Source organism: Pseudomonas sp. JUb52 (genome assembly GCF_004341115.1).
GTDB classification, from domain to species: domain Bacteria; phylum Pseudomonadota; class Gammaproteobacteria; order Pseudomonadales; family Pseudomonadaceae; genus Chryseomonas; species Chryseomonas oryzihabitans.
Genome location: NZ_SLYS01000022.1, coordinates 1 through 17,848, shown reverse-complemented (window position 1 = coordinate 17,848; position 17,848 = coordinate 1). Strand labels below are relative to the sequence as shown.

Below are 17,848 nucleotides of genomic sequence, written 5' to 3'. Positions count from 1 at the left end.
AAAGCACGCCCAGGGTCATGCGCCCGGTGATGCGGGTGGGTATCAGAGTCATACGGCGGCTCCAGCAGGTTGCCAGGGGGAATGGCCAGTATTACGGCCGGGACGGCGGTCAATTGAGCGAAGCGATACCCCCGCGCGGGATACCGCCGATGAACGGCGGGCAATCAGCCCGCGGTGAGGAAGTTGCCGATCCGGGCGTTGTCCTGCGCACCTTCCAGCAGCGGCACCTCGGCTTCGTCCTTGAGTTGCACGCCGGAGAGCTTGCGGCGATCCGCTTCGCGCATCAGGTAGAGCAGCTTGTGCGCTGCCAGGCCGTAGGCGAGGCCTTCCAGGCGTACGTTGGAGATGCAGTTGCGATAGGCGTCGTTGAGGCCCGGTCTTGGGCCGTAGGTGAAGTAGAGGCCGAGGCTGTCCGGCGAACTCAGACCGGGGCGCTCGCCGATCAGCATCACCAACAGGCGCGCCTTGAGCAGCCCGCCGATCTCGTCGCCGACCGCCACCCGCCCCTGTTCCACCAGGGTCACCGGCGCCCAGCGCCAGCCCTCGGCCCCGGCCTGATCGGCCAGGCGCTCCAGGAACGGCAGCGCATGGCGATGCACCGCCAGGGCCGAGAGGCCATCGGCGATGACCACGGCGACGTCGAAGCCCTCGGGATGCTCGGCGGCATAGGCCTGGAGTTCGTGGGCGGACTCCGCGGACAGCCTGCGGCCCAGGTCGGGACGTTGCAGATAGGTGTGGCGATCCGGCGCGGCGCTCTTGAGCACCAGGTTCTCGCGACCCTGGGCGGCCAGGCCTTCGCGCAACGCCTGATGATCGAAAGCCAGGTGCACCGCATCGCGGGCCTGGGCATGGGCGGCCTGGAAGTCCAGCTGGGCCGACGTCGGCAGGCTGGTGCCGGCACGGCCGAGGGCGATGCGTGCCGGGGTGAGGCGACGCAATTCGGCCCAGGGGTCGGGGCGGGCGGTGTCGGAGTCCTTCATGGCAACCTCCTCGGTAGTTTGGGTTGAGACGGCTTCATCGTCGAAGCCCGACGGGCACGGGTTGGATGGGCAACGTTGGGCTTCGCTGATGCTCAACCCAACCTAGGAAAAGCCCTTCAAATCTGCGCCAGCGCCCGCTGGAACGGCGCCGGCAAGCCTTCGCCGAGACGGAACCGGCCGTCCTCCAGCCGCAGGATGCCCAGGCGGTCGAGCCAGGCGGCGAATTCCGGGGCGGGCTGCAGGCCCAGCACCTGGCGGGCATAGAGGGCGTCGTGAAAGGAGGTGGTCTGATAGTTGAGCATCACGTCGTCCGACCCCGGGATGCCCATGATGAAGTTGATGCCCGCCGCGCCCAGCAGGGTCAGCAGCATGTCCATGTCGTCCTGGTCGGCCTCGGCATGGTTGGTGTAGCAGATGTCGCAGCCCATGGGCACGCCGAGCAGCTTGCCGCAGAAGTGATCTTCCAGCCCGGCGCGGATGATCTGCTTGCCGTTGTAGAGGTACTCGGGGCCGATGAAGCCGACCACGGTGTTGACCAGCAGCGGCTTGAATTTCCGCGCCACGGCGTAGGCACGCACCTCGCAGGTCTGCTGGTCGACGCCGTGGTGGGCGCCGGCAGAGAGGGCGCTGCCCTGCCCCGTCTCGAAATACATGAGGTTGTCGCCCAGGGTGCCGCGGCGTTGCGACAGCCCGGCCTCGTAGCCTTCCTGCAGCAGTGCCAGGCTGATGCCGAAGCTTTCGTTGGCGCCCTGTGTGCCGGCGATGGACTGGAACACCAGGTCCACCGGCGCACCCCGCTCAATGGCGGCGATGCTGGTGGTGACGTGGGTCAGCACGCAGGACTGGGTGGGTATTTCGTAGCGCTGGATCACGGCGTCGAGCATCTTCAGCAGTTCGCAGATGCCGCTGGTGCTGTCGGTGGCCGGATTGATGCCGATCACCGCATCGCCGTTGCCATAGAGCAGGCCGTCGAGGACGCTGGCGGCGATGCCGGCCGGATCGTCGGTGGGGTGATTGGGCTGTAGCCGGGTCGACAGCCGCCCGCGCAGGCCGATGGTATTGCGAAAGCGGGTCACCACCCGGACCTTCTGCGCCACCAGGATCAGGTCCTGGATACGCATGATCTTGGACACCGCGGCGACCATTTCCGGGGTCATCCCCGGCGCCAGGGCGGCGAGACTGGTCTCGTCCGCCGTCGGACCCAGCAGCCAGTCGCGGAAGCCGCCCACGGTGAGGTGAGCGACCGGGGCGAAGGCCTGGGCATCGTGGCTATCCAGGATCAGCCGGGTGACCTCGTCGGCCTCGTAAGGGATCACCGCCTCGCTGAGAAAGTGCTTGAGCGGAACCTCGGCCAGCGCCATCTGCGCCGCCACCCGCTCCACGTCGCTGCCGGCGGCGACCCCGGCCAGGACATCCCCGGAACGCGCCGGGGTGGCCTTGGCCAGCAGTTCCTTGAGATCGGCGAAGCGCCAGGTCTGGCCACCCACGCTGTGCTGGAAACCGCTCATGCTACCTCCTCGGGTTGCGCTGTTCAGGCCTCGCCAAAGGCGGCATCGGGCGCGATGTCGCCCTGTCTACGGCTGAGACCGCAGACCAGCGCGCCTATCACCATCAACACCACGAAGACACTGGCGATCACCGGGTTGTACCAGACCATGGCGATCAGGCAGACCACCGCCAATACCAGCGCGATGGCCGGCACCACCGGATAGCCGGGGGCGCGGAAGGTGCGTTCCAGGTTCGGCTCGCTGCGCCGCAGCTTGAACAGGCTGAGCATGCTCATGATGTACATGACGATGGCGCCGAACACGCTCATGGTGATCATGGCGGCGGTCAGGGTCAGGCCCTGCAGGCTGATCACGCCGTCGCTGAAGATGGCGGCGATGCCCACCACACCCCCGGCCAGCACCGCGCGGTGCGGTGTCTGGAAACGCGACAGCTTGGCCAGGCCATGGGGCAGGAAGCCAGCGCGAGCCAGGGCGAAGAACTGCCGGGAATAGCCGAGGATGATGCCGTGGAAGCTGGCCACCAGGCCGAACAGACCGATGCCCACCAGCAGGTGCAGCCACATCGAGCCCTCGCCCACCACGCCCTTCATGGCCTGGGGCAACGGATCGTTGATATTGGACAGGGCGCGCCAGTCGCCCACGCCACCGGCAAAGATCATCACGCCGATGGCCAGGGTCACCAGGGTGAGGATGCCGGCGATGTAGGCCTTGGGAATGGTCCGCTTCGGGTCCTTGGCTTCCTCGGCGGCCATGGCCGCGCCCTCGATGGCGAGAAAGAACCAGATGGCGAAGGGAATGGCAGCGAACATGCCGCCCACCGCGGCCAGGGAGAACTGGTCCTGGCCGGCCCAGCCGCCGCTGGTGAAGTTGGTCAGGCTGAAGCCTGGCGCCACCACCCCCATGAAGATCAGCAGCTCGATCACCGCCAGCACCGTGACCACCAGCTCGAAGGTGGCGGCGATGCTCACGCCGAGGATGTTCAGGGTCATGAAGATGAAATAGGCCGCCACCGCGCAGAGCTTGGGATCGAGGGTGGGAAACTGCACGTTGAGGTAGGCGCCGATGGCCATGGCGATGGCCGGCGGGGCGAAGACGAATTCGATCAGGGTGGCGATGCCGGCGATGGTACCGCCCGTGGGGCCGAAGGCGCGCCGGCTGTAGGCGAAGGGGCCACCGGCGTGGGGAATGGCGGTGGTCAGTTCGGTGAAGCTGAAGATGAAGCAGGTGTACATCACCGCCACCACCAGCGCGGTGACCAGGAAGCCCAGGGTGCCGGCGACGCCCCAGCCGTAGCTCCAGCCGAAGTATTCCCCGGAGATCACCAGCCCCACGGCGATGCCCCAGAGGTGCAGGGTGCCGAGGGTCGGCTTGAGTTTCTCGTTGGTCATGACAGGCCACTCCCCTTGTAGCGACGTGATCCGAATGGGTCACCGCGATCCCGCGATGCCCGGCTTTTTCGAGCTTAAACAGCTCGGGGGCGTGGCGACTTGACCGCTCGGTACGGTCGCTGTGACCTCGGGTCAAGTCGACGTTACCCCTCTTCCCAGGGTGCTACCCGAGACCGCACCACCCTGGTGCGATGTCCGACCGCTCGCCCCGCGATGAGGCACGTCGAGACCCCCAATAGCGTGAAGCCCTCGGCGTTCCGCCCCCAATGGAGGACCGCTTTCCACCCCGGGGCACAGCCTTTGCTTCATTCATGCCGATCCCCTCCCTGGACCTGCATCATGCCCCTGGCCGCCTCAGGCTTCGCCGCCCTGACCTCACCGTCGCGCAACCTTGGCGTGCTCTCCGCCGCCGCCAGCGGACTGGACGCGGTCATCACCAGCCACGGCGGCGACGTCGATCGCATCTTCGGCACCGCCGGCATCGACCCCGAACAGCTGCAGCACCCCACCCTGAGCCTGGGGCTGGGCAACTACTGCCGGGTCTTGGAAGAGGCCGCCGCCCAGTCCGGCTGCGACAATTTCGGCCTGCACTACGGCGGGCAATTCAAACCGCAGATGCTCGGCCTGCTGGGCTACGTGGGGCTCTGTTCGCCCACTGCCGAGGCAGCCCTGCAGAACTTCGCCGCCGCCTTTCCCTTCCACCAGCACAGCACCCTGATCCAGCTGGTGGACGCCGGTGACTGCTGGCGCTTCGACTACCAGGTACGCCATGGCGCCATCGTCGCCCGCCGTCAGGATGCCGAGTTGACCCTGGGCATGCTGCTCAACCTCTTGCGCCATGTGCTCGGCCCGACCTGGGCGCCACGCGCGGTGCAATTCGAGCACCCGCGCCCCGAAGGCTGGCACGAACACCGTCGGCTGTTCGACGCCCCGGTCAGCTTCGGCCAGCCCTGCAACGCCATGCTGGTGCCCAAGGCCGACCTGCGCGGCCACGCCATGCCCGACCACGACCCGCTGCTCCTGCTGGTGGTGCAGGACGCCATCCGCCAGCTCGGCCAGCGCCTGCCGCAGCTGGAATTGCTCGAAGAGGTCCGCGCCTCGGTGCGCCTGGCGCTGCCCCTGGGCGAACCTAGCCTGGAGTCCATCGCCCAGCGCCTGGACCTTTCCACCAGCCAGCTGCAACGCCGCCTGCGCGACCAGGGCGCGAGCTTCTCGACCCTGGTCGAGGGCGTCCGCCGCGATCTGGCGCAGCACTACCTGCGGCAGCGGCTGCCGGTCACCGATCTGGCGCCGCTGCTGGGCTATTCCGAGACGAGCGCCTTTTCACGGGCGTTTCGGCGGTGGTTTCAGGTGAGTCCGCGGCAGTGGCGGCAGCAGGCGTAGATTGGCGCTGAGCGGAGCCCAACAAGGTGTCTTGGCCAAACTCCGCCTTGTTGGGCTTCGCTATGCTCAGCATCAACCTGCCGAACTGGCAAAGGCGACTCGCCTTGGGTGGGCGAAACAAACCCCCTCCGAACAATCGGTAATCAGCTAGGGCACTCCGCACCTTCCAAACGCCAGCACCCACCCAACCCACCTCCGCCCGGTCAGATTCTTGCAAGGCGCTCCCCAAACGGCCCCAACCCGAACAACGACCCTCTGATGACCTCTGCCCTGCCCCCTGCCCTTTTCACCCCCGCCTGGCTGGCGCGCCTGGAGCTGGCCTATGCCCGCCAGGGCGACTGGACCCGACCGACCACCCGCCGCCACCTCGGCCCCTTGCGGGTGCAGAAGCACCTGCATGCGGAAGGCCCCGAGGTCTGCCAGCACATCATCGTGCATCCACCGGGTGGCATCGCCGGGGGCGATCGGCTGGACATCGACGTCAGCATCGGCGAGTCCGCCTGGGCCCAGCTCACCAGCCCCGGCGCGGCCAAGTGGTATCGCGCCGACAGCGCGGCCCACCAGCAGATCGAGCTGCGCGTGGCCGCTGGCGCCACCTTGGAGTGGTTGCCCCAGGAGACCATCGTCTTCTCCGGTGCCCAGGCCCATCTCGCTACCCGCATCGAGCTAGAGCGTGACGCCCGCCTCTGCTACTGGGACATCGTCGCCCTGGGTCGTCCCGCCAGTGCCGAGCGCTTTGCCGAAGGCCTATTCCAGGCGCAGCTGGACATCCGTCGCGACGGTACCCCGCTGTGGCACGAGCGCCAACGCCTGGTCGGTGCGGATCGCCTGCTCGACTCGCCCATCGGCCTCGCCGGTCAGCCGGTGTTCGCCACGCTCTTGATCACCGGCACCCTGGACGCCGACACCCTGGAACGCTGCCGAGAACTGGGCCTGCCGGTGCGGGGCGACCTGACCCAGTTGCCTGGCCTGGTGGTCGCCCGCTGCCTGGCCGCCGAAAGCCTGCAGGCCCGCGCCTGGCTGATCGAGGTCTGGCGCCTGCTGCGTCCGGCGCTGCTCGGCCGCGCCGCCGTCCCGCCACGGATCTGGAGCACCTGAAGCCGCAGCGCTCTTGTAGGTACGGCCCACGGCCGCGATGATCGACCTTCCTTGACCGAACCTGCCAACCGGAACACCCATGGACCTGACGCCCCGCGAGAAAGACAAACTGCTCATCTTCACCGCTGGCCTGGTGGCCGAACGCCGCCTGGCGCGTGGGGTGAAGCTCAACTACCCGGAAGCCATGGCGCTGATCTCCGCCGCCCTGCTCGAAGGCGCCCGTGACGGTCGCACCGTGGCCGAGCTGATGCACTACGGCACCACCCTGCTGACCCGCGACCAAGTGATGGAAGGCGTTCCGGAGATGATTCCGGAGATCCAGGTGGAAGCCACCTTTCCCGACGGCACCAAGCTGGTCACCGTCCACCAGCCGATCGCCTAGGGAGGCCGCCATGAGTCTGATCGTCCGCGACGCCACACCCGCCGACCTGCCGGCCGTGCTGCACATCTACAACGACGCCGTCAGCAACACCACGGCGATCTGGAACGAGACCCCGGTGGACCTGGCCAACCGCCAGGCCTGGTTCGACCTGCGCGCCACCCAGGGCTACCCCATCCTGGTCGCCGAGAATGCCGAGGGCACGGTGGTGGGCTACGCCTCCTTTGGTGACTGGCGCCCCTTCGAAGGCTTTCGCCACACCGTCGAGCACTCGGTCTATATCCATCCCGACCAGCGCGGTCAGGGCATCGGTCCGCGCCTGATGACGGTGCTCATCGAACGCGCCCGCGCCTGCGACAAGCACGTGATGGTGGCCGCCATCGAGAGCGGCAACCAGGCGTCCATCCGACTGCACGAACGCCTCGGCTTCCTCACCACCGGGCAGATGCCCCAGGTCGGCACCAAGTTTGGTCGCTGGCTCGACCTCACCTTCATGCAACTGATGCTGGAGCAGCGCCCATGATCCCCGGCGAATACCAGATCCAGGACGGCGACATCGAACTCAACGCCGGCCGCCGCACCCTCAGCCTGACCGTCGCCAACAGCGGCGACCGGCCGATCCAGGTGGGCTCGCACTACCATTTCCACGAAACCAACGACGCCCTGGTGTTCGACCGCGCCCTGGCGCGCGGCATGCGCCTGAACATCGCCGCCGGCACCGCCGTGCGCTTCGAGCCGGGCCAGAGTCGCGAGGTGGAACTGGTCGAGCTGGCCGGCCTGCGTACCGTCTACGGCTTCGCCGGGCGGGTGATGGGGAAGTTGTAGCGGCGAGCCCCCTCACCCCAACCCTCTCCCAGAGGGAGAGGGGGCTAAAAGCAGACATCGAGCGCCCTTCCCCCTCTCCCTCCGAGAGAGGGTCGAGGTGATGGCCAACCAGAACACCTAGCCTCCCAGGGACAACTCCCTGCGAGACAACAGGACGCCACCCGCTCTTCCCCCTCTCCCTCTGGGAGAAGGCTGGGGTGAGGGCAAACCGAACCACCTTTATTCGGGATTCACGCCTATGAAAATCTCCCGCCAAGCCTATGCCGACATGTTCGGCCCCACCACCGGTGACCGGGTGCGCCTGGCCGACACCGAGCTCTGGATCGAGGTCGAAGAAGACCACACCGTCTACGGCGAAGAAGTGAAGTTCGGCGGCGGCAAGGTCATCCGCGACGGCATGGGCCAGAGCCAGCTGCTCGCGGCCGAGGTGGTGGATACCGTCATCACCAATGCGCTGATCGTCGACCACTGGGGCATCGTCAAGGCCGACGTCGGCCTCAAGCACGGCCGCATCCATGCCATCGGCAAGGCCGGCAACCCGGACATCCAGCCGAGTGTCAGCGTGCCCATCGGCGCCGCCACCGAGGTCATCGCCGGCGAGGGCATGATCCTCACCGCCGGCGGGATCGACTCCCACATCCACTTCATCTGCCCACAGCAGATCGAAGAGGCGCTCATGAGCGGCACCACCACCATGATCGGCGGCGGCACCGGGCCGGCCACCGGCACCTATGCCACCACCGTGACCCCCGGTCCCTGGCACATGGCGCAGATGCTCAAGGCCGCCGACGCCTTCCCGATGAACATCGGCTTCACCGGCAAGGGCAACGCCAGCCTGCCGGGTCCGCTGGAAGAGCAGGTCCGGGCCGGCGCCATCGGCTTGAAATTGCACGAGGACTGGGGCACCACCCCCGCCGCCATCGACAACTGCCTGGCGGTGGCCGATCGCTTCGACATCCAGGTGGCCATCCACACCGACACCCTCAACGAATCCGGTTTCGTCGAGACCACCCTGGGCGCCTTCAAGGGTCGCACCATCCACACCTATCACACCGAGGGCGCGGGGGGCGGCCATGCGCCGGACATCATCAAGGCCTGCGGCTTCCCCAACGTGCTGCCCAGCTCCACCAACCCGACGCGGCCCTTCACCAAGAACACCATCGACGAGCACCTGGACATGCTCATGGTCTGCCACCACCTGGACCCGAGCATCGCCGAGGACGTGGCCTTCGCCGAGAGTCGCATCCGCCGGGAGACCATCGCTGCTGAAGACATCCTCCACGATCTCGGCGCCTTCGCCATGATCAGCTCCGACAGCCAGGCCATGGGTCGTGTCGGCGAGGTCATCACCCGCACCTGGCAGACCGCCGACAAGATGAAGAAGCAGCGCGGCCCGCTGCCCGAGGACGGCGCCGGCAACGACAACTTCCGGGTCAAGCGCTACATCGCCAAGTACACCATCAACCCGGCGATCACCCATGGCATCAGCCACGAGGTGGGCTCCATCGAGGTGGGCAAGTTCGCCGACCTGGTGCTCTGGCGCCCGGCGTTCTTTGGCGTCAAGCCAACGCTGATCCTCAAGGGCGGCGCCATCGCCGCGAGTCTGATGGGCGACGCCAACGCCTCCATCCCTACCCCGCAACCGGTGCACTACCGCCCCATGTTCGGCAGCTACGCCGGCATGCTCCACGACACCAGCCTGACCTTCATCAGCCAGGCCGCCTTCGAAGCCAGGGTGCCGGAGCAACTGGGGCTGAAGAAGCGCATCGGCGTGGTCAAGGGCTGCCGCACCGCGCAGAAGAGCGACCTCATCCACAACGGCTATCTGCCGACCATCGAGGTCGATCCGCAGAACTACCAGGTCAAGGCCGACGGCCAGCTGCTCTGGTGCGAACCGGCCGAGGTGCTGCCGATGGCGCAGCGGTATTTCCTGTTCTAGAAGGGGCCTGTTCTAACCAGGCACAGGGAATGTTGGGCTTCGCTTTCGCTCAACCCAACCTACGGACTCAGCTGCGACTGATCGGCGCCGCTGGCGCTTCGGCCCGGTCGTTGCGGTCGTAGGCGGCCTTGTCCAGCTGGCCCATCCAACGTGCGGTCAGGGTGCCGGCGGTCATGGAGCCGTTGACGTTGAGGGCGGTGCGACCCATGTCGATCAGGGGTTCGATGGACACCAGCAGCGCCACCAGGGTGACCGGCAGGCCGAGGGCCGGCAGCACGATCAGGGCGGCGAAGGTGGCGCCACCGCCCACGCCGGCCACGCCCGCCGAACTCAGGGTGACGATGCCGACCAGGGTGGCGATCCACAGCGGATCGAAGGGGTTGATACCCAGGGTCGGGGCGACCATCACCGCCAGCATCGCCGGATAGAGACCGGCGCAGCCGTTCTGGCCGATGGTGGCACCGAAGGAGGCGGCGAAGCTGGCGATGGCCGGCGGCACGCCGAGGCGCTCGGTCTGGGCCTCGATGTTCAGCGGGATGGTCGCCGCGCTGGAGCGGCTGGTGAAGGCGAAGCTCAGCACCGGCCAGACCTTGGGAAAGAAGCGCGCCGGCGACAGGCCGCTCAGGGTCAGCAGCAGTGCATGCACGCCAAAGAGGATGCCCAGGCCCAGGTAGGAGGCGATCAGGAAGGTGCCCAGCTTGAGCACGTCCTGCGGGCTGGCGGTGGCGACCATCTTGGTCATCAGCGCCAGCACGCCGTAGGGGGTGAGTTGCAGCAGCAGGCGCACCAGCTTCATCACCCAGGCCTGGAGCACGTCGATGCCGGCCAGCACCTTCTCGCCGCGCACCGGATCGTCGCGCTGCAGGCGCAGGGCGGCGACGCCGAGGAAGGCGGCGAAGATCACCACGCTGATGATGGAGGTGGGATTGGCGCCGGACAGATCGGCGAAGGGATTCTTCGGGATGAAGGACAGCAGCAACTGCGGCACCGACAGATCCGCCACCTTGCCGACATAGCTGTTCTGCAGCGCAGTCAGGCGCGCGGTCTCCTGGGCGCCCTGCACCAGGCCCTCGGCGCTGAGGCCGAACAGCCAGGTGACCAGCACCCCGACCAGGGCGGCGATGGCGGTGGTGAACAGCAGGGTGCCCAGGGTCAGCAGGCTGATGCGCCCCATGGAGGAGGCTTCGCGCAGCCGCGCCACGGCGGCCAAGATGGAGGCGAACACCAGCGGCATGATGCTCATCTGCAGCAGCTGCACGTAGCCATTGCCGGCCAGGTTGAACCAGCCGATGGAGGTCTTGAGCACGGGGGCATCATGCCCGTAGAGGAGTTGCAGCACCAGGCCGAAGGCCACGCCCAGGGCGAGGCCGATGAAGACGCGCACGGCCAGGCTCCAGCCGGTGTTGCGGGTACGCGCCAGCAGACCGAGCAGCACGGCGAAGGCGACGAGATTGAGGACGAGAGGCAGATTCACACGAGGTCTCCGAAACGGCGCCCGGCGCGGCCGCCGGACGAGAGGCGGGCGATGGTAGCAGTTCACGCCGCCCGGGCTTAGATCGAGGCGCTATCACCTGATAACCCTGGGACCTTGGGAGGAGCGGTTCTATCGCCGGGGCGAACGGTATTTCCGCCGGGCCCTGCACTGCTAGAGTGCGCTCCGTCGGGAAACGATGCCCGACGCTGCCAACCCAAAAAGGAGTGACTCCATGCAACGTTTCGCCAAGCTCGCCGCTTCCTTCGCCCTCGCCGCCGCCGTCGCCGGCTGCACCGGTACCGCGATGAAGACGCAGAATCTGGATCCGTCGCAGTACACCGTCGTCGGTCATGGCGAGGGCAAGGCCACCGGTCTCATGATCCTGGGCTTCATCCCGGTCCAGCAGAACGACCGCTTCGTGCGCGCCCAGCAGGCCGCCATCAAGTCCCGCGGCGGCGATGCCCTGATCAATGCCCAGGTGCAGGAAAACTGGTTCTGGGCCTATGTCCTGAACGGCTACACCACCACCGTTTCCGGCGACGTGGTCAAGCTTAAGCGCTGAGCCCCGCCCGACCGACAGGCGCCGCCCATGGAGGCGGCGTTTTTGCGCTAGGCTGGTCGCTTCTTTCCGAGGAGCCGACCATGACCGCGACCCTGATGAAACTCCCGCTGCAATCCATCGATGGCGAAACCCTGACCCTGGAACGCTACCTGGGCAAGGTGCTGCTGGTGGTGAACGTCGCCTCCAAGTGCGGCCTGACCAGCCAGTACGAGGGCCTGGAACGTCTCTATGAGGCCCAGCGCGAACGCGGCCTGGAAGTCCTCGGCTTTCCCGCCAACAACTTCAAGCAGCAGGAGCCCGGCAGCGACGCCGAGATCAAGGAATTCTGCACCCTCACCTATGGCGTGCAATTTCCTATGTTCGCCAAGCTCAGCGTGGTGGGTGAGGACAAGCATCCGCTCTATGACGAACTCACCCGTGCCCAGCCCGAAGCGACCGGTGACGGTCCCTTCCGTGAACGCATGGTGAGCCGTGGCGGCAGCCCTAATCCCAAGCCCGAAGTGCTGTGGAATTTCGAGAAATTCCTGATCGGGCGCAATGGCGAGGTGGTGGGGCGCTTCGCGCCGGATGTGACGGCGGATGATCCGCGGTTGGTGGAGGCGATTGAGGTGGAGTTGGCGAAGGGGTGAGGACTGGCATTGGTAGGTTGGGTTGAGCGAGAGCGAAGCCCAACGGTGTTAGGGTCAACCTTCAATCTTGATGTCCTAGCTGATTATCGAGTTTTGCTGGCACTTCTTGTTTCGCTCTCCCGAGCGAGTCACTTTTGCCAGTCGCGGCAAAAGTAACCAAAAACGCTTGCCCCACCATACGGCCCTACGCTTCGCTCCGGGTTCGCTCACGCCAGCGCCGCTCCGGGGTCGGCCTACACGGGCCATCCATGGCCCGTTAGGCCTCTCGCCGCATCCATGCGGCTCGACCCACTCCACAACACTGGCGTTCGCCCTCCTGAACGGGGCGATTCGCCAGCCTGAAAGTGTTGGTTGAAGAAGTACGAAGAGTTCGTAATCCGTAGCGTGGACAACGGCGAAGCCTTGTCCACAGGGATCAGCGTTACGCACTAGCGGAAAACGCTGCGCGGTTTTCCACGCTACGAATATCTAAACACCACAGCTTCAGGCTGGCACCTCGTCCCCGTCAGTGAGGCCGAGTTCCGGTGTCGTGGCGGGGGTTGCGAGGTAGGACGCCGAGCAAGGGGACTCGGAGCGCAGCGAAGGGCCAAAATGTGGGGTTTGCTTTCTTTTGCTTACTTTTCTTTGCACCGGGCGGCGATCCGCAAGCAAAGAAAAGTGAGTCGCCGGCCAGGCGAAATAGGGGCAGCAGCAATGCCGGTAAACAGCTAGGGCAACCAACTTCAAAGCCGTTGGGCTTCGCTAACGCTCAACCCAATCTCCAGGCGTCTCCGACTCAAGAGGTCGGATTGCGACGGCCGACCGCCACAACCCAACCTTCCCCTTACCCGCGCTGCAACACCCCGCGCATGGAGCCGAAATGCCCTGGGAAGGAGCAGAAGAAGGTGTATTCCTTGCCGGCTTCCAGGGCCCCGGTATCGAAGGTCACCGAATCCTTCTCGCCACCACCCAACATCTTGGTATGGGCGATGATGCGTTCGTCGCCCTCGGGCAGATAGCCCTTGGCTTCGCCCGCGTTCATGCCGGCGGCGTCGACGGCCGAGGCGTCGGTGGAGCGGGTCAGCACCCAGTTATGGCCCATGACGTTCTTGGGCAGGCTGCCGCTGTGGATCAGCTCCACGGTAAAGGTCTTGCACGAGGCCGGGACCTGGATCGAAGCGCGGCTGTAGGTCATCTGGTCGCCGGCTTCGATCTGGGTGGTACAGCTGTCGGCGGCCCAGACGCCGGTACTACCCAGGGCGAACAGCGCCGCAGCAAAGAACTTGGATTTCATGAACCCTCCGGATGCGTGAAAGTCGCCAGTCAGACCGATGCGAGGGTGGCGGGTTCCAGCGGCCATGGCAAGGGAGCGGCTTCGCTCTATCGTCCCCATCGAAACCTTTGCCAGGTCGTTGGGCCTTACCTCTGGGTACTATCCCTCCATCACCCGCCAGCCAAGGACGCCCGCCATGACCCTTACCGCCCTGCTGCACGAGTTGTTCGCCAGCTATGCCCAGGCCGCCAGTGGCAATGCGCCGGAAGAGGCTTTCCTCGCGCGATGACGGTGCTTTGCTCACGGGTGACGGGCCGCTAGGCTAGGCGTTTTGCCTGCCTAGGAGTCCCCATGTCGCTGAAAACCGTCTGTGTCTTCTGTGGTGCCAAGCCCGGCGCTTCGCCAGTCTTCGCCGAAGCGGCCGCGCACCTCGGGCGTACCCTCGCCGAGCGTGGCCTCACCCTGGTCTACGGCGGCGGCAAGGTCGGCCTGATGGGTGTGGTCGCCGATGCCGCCCTGGCGGCTGGTGGCGAAGTCATCGGCATCATTCCGCAGAGTCTCAAGACCGCCGAACTGGGCCATACCGGTTGCACTCGGCTGGAAGTGGTCGACGGCATGCACGCGCGCAAGGCGCGGATGGCCGAGCTGGCCGATGCCTTCATCGCCCTGCCCGGCGGTCTGGGCACCCTGGAAGAACTCTTCGAGGTCTGGACCTGGGGTCAGCTCGGCTATCACGCCAAGCCCATGGGCCTGCTTGAGATCGACGGCTTCTATGCCCAGCTGGAGGGTTTCCTCGATCACCTGGTCGCCCAGGGCTTCGTCGCCGCGCCGCACCGCGCCATGCTGCAGGTAGAGGAGTCGCCAACCGCCCTGCTAGACGCCCTCGCCGCCTGGCAACCCACGGTACCGCCGCGCTGGGCCGAACCAGCGCCGCGCTAGCGCCCGGTACACCGCCCGTCCCGGGTCTCGAACCCTCGCCGCTTGTGGCCTGTCGGTACTGACAGACCCGCAAAAGTCACCAGCGACGAGGATTCCTCCATGACCGATTTTCCCAAAGCCCCGATGCCGGAACAGCAGCAAGAGGTTCCCGGCCTGCAATCGCGCATGAATCCGGTCCCGGATTGCGGTGAGCAAAGCTACAAGGGCTCTGGCCGTCTGGCCGGCAAGAAGGCGCTGATCACCGGTGGCGACAGCGGCATCGGCCGTGCAGTGGCCATCGCCTTCGCCCGCGAGGGCGCCGATGTGGCCATCAGCTACCTGAACGAGCACGAAGACGCCGAGGACACCGCCCGCCTGGTGCGCGAAGCCGGGCGCGAGGCCCTGCTGCTGCCGGGCTGCCTGTCCAAGCGCGAGCAGTGCCTGGCAGTGGTGGACAAGACCGTGGCGGCCTTTGGCCGTATCGACGTGCTGGTCAACAACGCCGCCTTCCAGATGACCCATGAGACGCTGGAAGAGATTCCCGACGACGAGTGGGTCTACACCTTCGATGTGAACATCACCGCCATGTTTCGCATCACCCAGGCCGCGGTGAAGCACATGGGCCAGGGTGGCTCCATCATCAACACCACCTCGGTGAATTCGGACATGCCGCGGCCAACGCTGTTGGCCTATGCCACCACCAAGGGCGCCATCGCCAACTTCACCGCGGGCCTGGCGCAACTGCTTGGCGAAAAGGGCATCCGCGCCAACAGCGTGGCCCCCGGCCCTGTCTGGACCCCGCTGATCCCGGCCACCATGCCGCCCGAGCAGGTCAAGGAATTCGGCGGCAACACCCCGCTCGGCCGCCCCGGCCAGCCGGTGGAACTGGCGCCGGTCTATGTGATGCTGGCCTCCGACGAATCCAGCTACACCTCGGGCGCGCGCATCGCCGTAACCGGCGGCAAGCCGATTCTCTGAGTGTTCTCTGCCCCGGCCCGGGCCGGGGCGCCTTTCTTGCCGCTGGAGTCCCCGATGCTCGGCCAACCCCTGCGCCTTTCCACCCCCTTGCGCACCCATGTGTTCGGCGGTCACGAGATCGCCGAGCGCCTCGGTAAGCGTGGCCTGCCCCCGGGCCGCATCGCCGAGACTTGGGAAATCAGCGACGTACCGGGCAGCAGTGCCACGGTGCTCGACGGTCCCCTCGCCGGCCAGAGCCTGCATGACGTGGTGCAGGCCTATCCCGAACAACTGGTCGCGCCCGGCTGGCAGGGCCCCTGGTTTCCCCTGCTGACCAAGTTCATCGACGGCAGCGGCCGCCTGCCGGTGCACCTGCACGCCGATGACGCCACCGCCCGCCGCCTGGAATGCCAGCCCAACGGCAAGACCGAGGCATGGCACATCCTCTGGGCCGAACCGGGCGCCACCGCCCTGGTGGGCCTCAAGCCCGGCCAGAGTCGCGAGCGCGTGCGCGACGCCCTGCTGCGGCAGGACTACGACGCCGTCATGCGGCGCCTGCCGGTGCGCGCTGGTGAGACCTTCTTCATCCCCGGCGGCACCCTGCACAGCTTCGGTCCCGGCACCCTGATCTACGAGATCGAACAAACCTCGGACATCCAGCAGCAGGCCATGCCCTGGCGCATGACCGATGGCGAGCCGCTGCCCCACGCCGACTGGCGCGAAGGTATCGAGGCGCTGCTGGACGAACTGGATCTGGATGCCGATCCGCGGGTCACCCCCGGGCTGCGCCTGCCCCTGGGCGATGGGCACGACCGCCTGCTGTGTACGGCTTGCCGGCACTTCGCCCTGGAACGCTGGCGGCTGGCCGGCGCCGGGGCGCCGCCGCTGGACTATCGCTTCTCCAGCGCCCGCCTGCTGAGCAACGTCGGGCGTCCGGTACGGCTGGAGTCGGCTGGCTGGAGCGGCATGCTCGGCGCCGCCGAATCCCTGCTGCTGCCGGCCGCGCTCGGCGAAATCCGCCTGAGCGGCCCGGCCGACCTGCTGGTCGGCTACGTGCCGGATCTGCATCAGGACATCCAGGCGCCCCTGGCCGCTGCCGGCTACGGCCCCGCGGTCATGGCCGATCTGGGTATCGAATTCTCTTCCTGAACTACAAGCTTACTGACCTTTAAGGAGTCCCCATGAGCGACTATCCCAAGCCCCCGCTGAAACCCCAACCCCAGACCTTTCCCGGCTCCGAAGCGCGCATGGATCCGCTGCCCGACAGCGGCGCCGAAACCTATCGCGGCTCGGGTCGCCTCAAGGGCAAGGCGGCGCTGATCACCGGCGCCGACAGCGGTATCGGCCGCGCCGTGGCCATCGCCTTCGCTCGTGAGGGCGCCGATGTCGCCATCGCCTACCTGGACGAGCACGAGGATGCCCGGGAGACCGCCCGCCTGGTTACCGAGGCCGGGCGCCAGGCCGTCCTGCTGCCCGGCGATCTGATCGACCGCCAGACCTGCCTGGACGTGGTGCAGAAGACCGTCGAGGCCTTTGGCCGCATCGACGTGCTGGTCAACAACGCCGCCTTCCAGCAGGTGCGCGACAGCCTCGACGAGATTCCCGACGAGGAATGGGTGCATACCTTCAACGTGAACATCCATGCCATGTTCCGCATCACCCAGGCGGCGGTGAAGCACATGCCGCGCGGCGGCTCCATCATCAACACCGCCTCGATCAACGCCGACATCGCCCCGCCGACCCTGCTGGCCTACTCGGCGACCAAGGGCGCCATCGCCAACTTCACCGCGGGCCTGGCGCAACTGCTCGGCGCCAAGGGCATCCGCGCCAACAGCGTGGCCCCCGGCCCGATCTGGACGCCGCTGATCGTCAGCACCATGAAACCCGACGAACCGGAGCAATTCGGCGCCAGCACCCCCCTGGGTCGCTCCGGCCAGCCGGTGGAGCTGGCCCCTGCCTATGTGCTGCTGGCCTCGGACGAAGGCAGCTACATCTCCGGCGCCATGTTGCCGGTTACGGGCGGAATGCCGGTGCTCTGAGGGTTTTGGCTGGGGTGCCGGGGTTTGCCCTCACCCCGGCCCTCTTCCCGAGGGAGAGGGGGTAGATAATTCCGTAGGTTGGGTTGAGCGCAGCGAAGCCCAACGTGTGGTATCCGGCAGCGTTGGGCTTCGACGATGAAGCCGTCTCAACCCAACCTACGGGGCTTGCCCTCTCTCAGAGAGAATATTGCTCAGCGTCCGCGTGGAAAACGCTACGCGGTTTTCCACCCTACATATCTTGGTTCGCTCTTTCTCCGAGGGCGAGGAAGTAGATGATTCTGTAGGTTGGGTTGAGCGCAGCGAAGCCCGACGTGAGGTATCCGGCAGCGTTGGGCTTCCACGATGAAGCCGTCTCAACCCAACCTACGGGGCTTGCCCTCTCTCAGGGAGAAGATTGCTCAGCGTCCGCGTGGAAAACGCTGCGCGGTTTTCCACCCTTGTATCTCGACTGAGGCCTCTTTGCGAGGTCATAGTCCCCGACTGATCATCGGGGGAGGATGGCAAGCCGTTTCCACCC

The 17,848-nt window shown here is 66.6% G+C and carries 17 protein-coding genes; 12 read left to right on the top strand and 5 right to left on the bottom strand.

Annotated features, from left to right (window positions below; translation table 11 throughout):
* Window positions 1-164: 164 nt before the first annotated feature.
* The 3 genes from eutC to eat all read right to left on the bottom strand — a co-directional run bounded on the left by eutC (window position 165) and on the right by eat (window position 3,876).
* On the bottom strand, window positions 165-980 hold the full coding sequence (gene eutC, locus EC839_RS23010; protein ID WP_007162991.1) for an ethanolamine ammonia-lyase subunit EutC: 816 nt from the start codon (window positions 978-980) through the stop codon (window positions 165-167).
* A 116-nt stretch (window positions 981-1,096) separates the two neighbouring features.
* Window positions 1,097-2,488: an ethanolamine ammonia-lyase subunit EutB gene (locus EC839_RS23005; RefSeq protein WP_007162992.1), complete on the bottom strand. Its 1,392-nt coding sequence runs from the start codon at window positions 2,486-2,488 to the stop codon at window positions 1,097-1,099.
* A 23-nt stretch (window positions 2,489-2,511) separates the two neighbouring features.
* On the bottom strand, window positions 2,512-3,876 hold the full coding sequence (gene eat, locus EC839_RS23000) for an ethanolamine permease (protein ID WP_007162993.1): 1,365 nt from the start codon (window positions 3,874-3,876) through the stop codon (window positions 2,512-2,514).
* A gap of 339 nt (window positions 3,877-4,215) precedes the next feature.
* On the opposite strand from eat, the gene EC839_RS22995 reads away from it, so the two are divergent.
* From EC839_RS22995 to ureC, 6 genes are all read left to right on the top strand, one after another.
* Window positions 4,216-5,259 (top strand): AraC family transcriptional regulator, encoded by a 1,044-nt coding sequence (locus EC839_RS22995; protein WP_007162994.1) that lies wholly within the window; start codon window positions 4,216-4,218, stop codon window positions 5,257-5,259.
* A 258-nt stretch (window positions 5,260-5,517) separates the two neighbouring features.
* On the top strand, window positions 5,518-6,357 hold the full coding sequence (locus EC839_RS22990; RefSeq protein ID WP_007162995.1) for an urease accessory protein UreD: 840 nt from the start codon (window positions 5,518-5,520) through the stop codon (window positions 6,355-6,357).
* Window positions 6,358-6,436: 79 nt separating this feature from the next.
* Window positions 6,437-6,739, top strand: a complete 303-nt coding sequence (gene ureA, locus EC839_RS22985) for an urease subunit gamma (RefSeq protein ID WP_007162996.1) — start codon at window positions 6,437-6,439, stop codon at window positions 6,737-6,739.
* Window positions 6,740-6,749: 10 nt separating this feature from the next.
* Window positions 6,750-7,259: a GNAT family N-acetyltransferase gene (locus tag EC839_RS22980; protein WP_007162997.1), complete on the top strand. Its 510-nt coding sequence runs from the start codon at window positions 6,750-6,752 to the stop codon at window positions 7,257-7,259.
* Entirely contained in the window at window positions 7,256-7,561 is a 306-nt protein-coding gene (locus EC839_RS22975) for an urease subunit beta (RefSeq protein ID WP_007162998.1), read from the top strand. Before EC839_RS22980 ends, EC839_RS22975 begins: the two co-directional genes overlap by 4 nt.
* Window positions 7,562-7,799: 238 nt before the next feature.
* Complete coding sequence (gene ureC, locus EC839_RS22970; protein ID WP_007162999.1) at window positions 7,800-9,500, top strand: urease subunit alpha; 1,701 nt, start codon at window positions 7,800-7,802, stop codon at window positions 9,498-9,500.
* Between the two features lie 67 nt (window positions 9,501-9,567).
* Here ureC and EC839_RS22965 read toward each other — a convergent pair whose 3' ends face one another.
* The gene (locus EC839_RS22965) at window positions 9,568-10,974 is read right to left on the bottom strand and encodes an L-cystine transporter (RefSeq protein WP_007163000.1); all 1,407 of its coding nucleotides are present in this window, start codon (window positions 10,972-10,974) and stop codon (window positions 9,568-9,570) included.
* Between the two features lie 232 nt (window positions 10,975-11,206).
* Between EC839_RS22965 and EC839_RS22960 the strand changes: the two genes are divergently transcribed.
* Both EC839_RS22960 and EC839_RS22955 read left to right on the top strand, forming a co-directional pair.
* Window positions 11,207-11,536, top strand: coding sequence for a hypothetical protein (locus tag EC839_RS22960; protein ID WP_007163001.1), 330 nt, complete (start codon window positions 11,207-11,209; stop codon window positions 11,534-11,536).
* Window positions 11,537-11,616: 80 nt separating this feature from the next.
* Window positions 11,617-12,165 carry a glutathione peroxidase gene (locus EC839_RS22955; protein WP_007163002.1) on the top strand — a complete coding sequence of 183 codons (549 nt, stop codon included), beginning with the start codon at window positions 11,617-11,619 and terminating at the stop codon, window positions 12,163-12,165.
* 823 nt (window positions 12,166-12,988) lie between these two features.
* Here EC839_RS22955 and azu read toward each other — a convergent pair.
* Window positions 12,989-13,438: an azurin gene (azu, locus tag EC839_RS22950; RefSeq protein WP_007163003.1), complete on the bottom strand. Its 450-nt coding sequence runs from the start codon at window positions 13,436-13,438 to the stop codon at window positions 12,989-12,991.
* Between the two features lie 330 nt (window positions 13,439-13,768).
* On the opposite strand from azu, the gene EC839_RS22945 reads away from it, so the two are divergent.
* From EC839_RS22945 to EC839_RS22930, 4 genes are all read left to right on the top strand, one after another.
* Window positions 13,769-14,356, top strand: a complete 588-nt coding sequence (locus EC839_RS22945) for a TIGR00730 family Rossman fold protein (protein WP_007163005.1) — start codon at window positions 13,769-13,771, stop codon at window positions 14,354-14,356.
* A 99-nt stretch (window positions 14,357-14,455) separates the two neighbouring features.
* Window positions 14,456-15,313 (top strand): SDR family oxidoreductase, encoded by an 858-nt coding sequence (locus tag EC839_RS22940; RefSeq protein WP_007163006.1) that lies wholly within the window; start codon window positions 14,456-14,458, stop codon window positions 15,311-15,313.
* A 54-nt stretch (window positions 15,314-15,367) separates the two neighbouring features.
* Complete coding sequence (locus tag EC839_RS22935; RefSeq protein ID WP_007163007.1) at window positions 15,368-16,441, top strand: class I mannose-6-phosphate isomerase; 1,074 nt, start codon at window positions 15,368-15,370, stop codon at window positions 16,439-16,441.
* 32 nt (window positions 16,442-16,473) lie between these two features.
* Window positions 16,474-17,331 carry a glucose 1-dehydrogenase gene (locus tag EC839_RS22930; protein WP_007163008.1) on the top strand — a complete coding sequence of 286 codons (858 nt, stop codon included), beginning with the start codon at window positions 16,474-16,476 and terminating at the stop codon, window positions 17,329-17,331.
* Window positions 17,332-17,848: the final 517 nt, after the last annotated feature.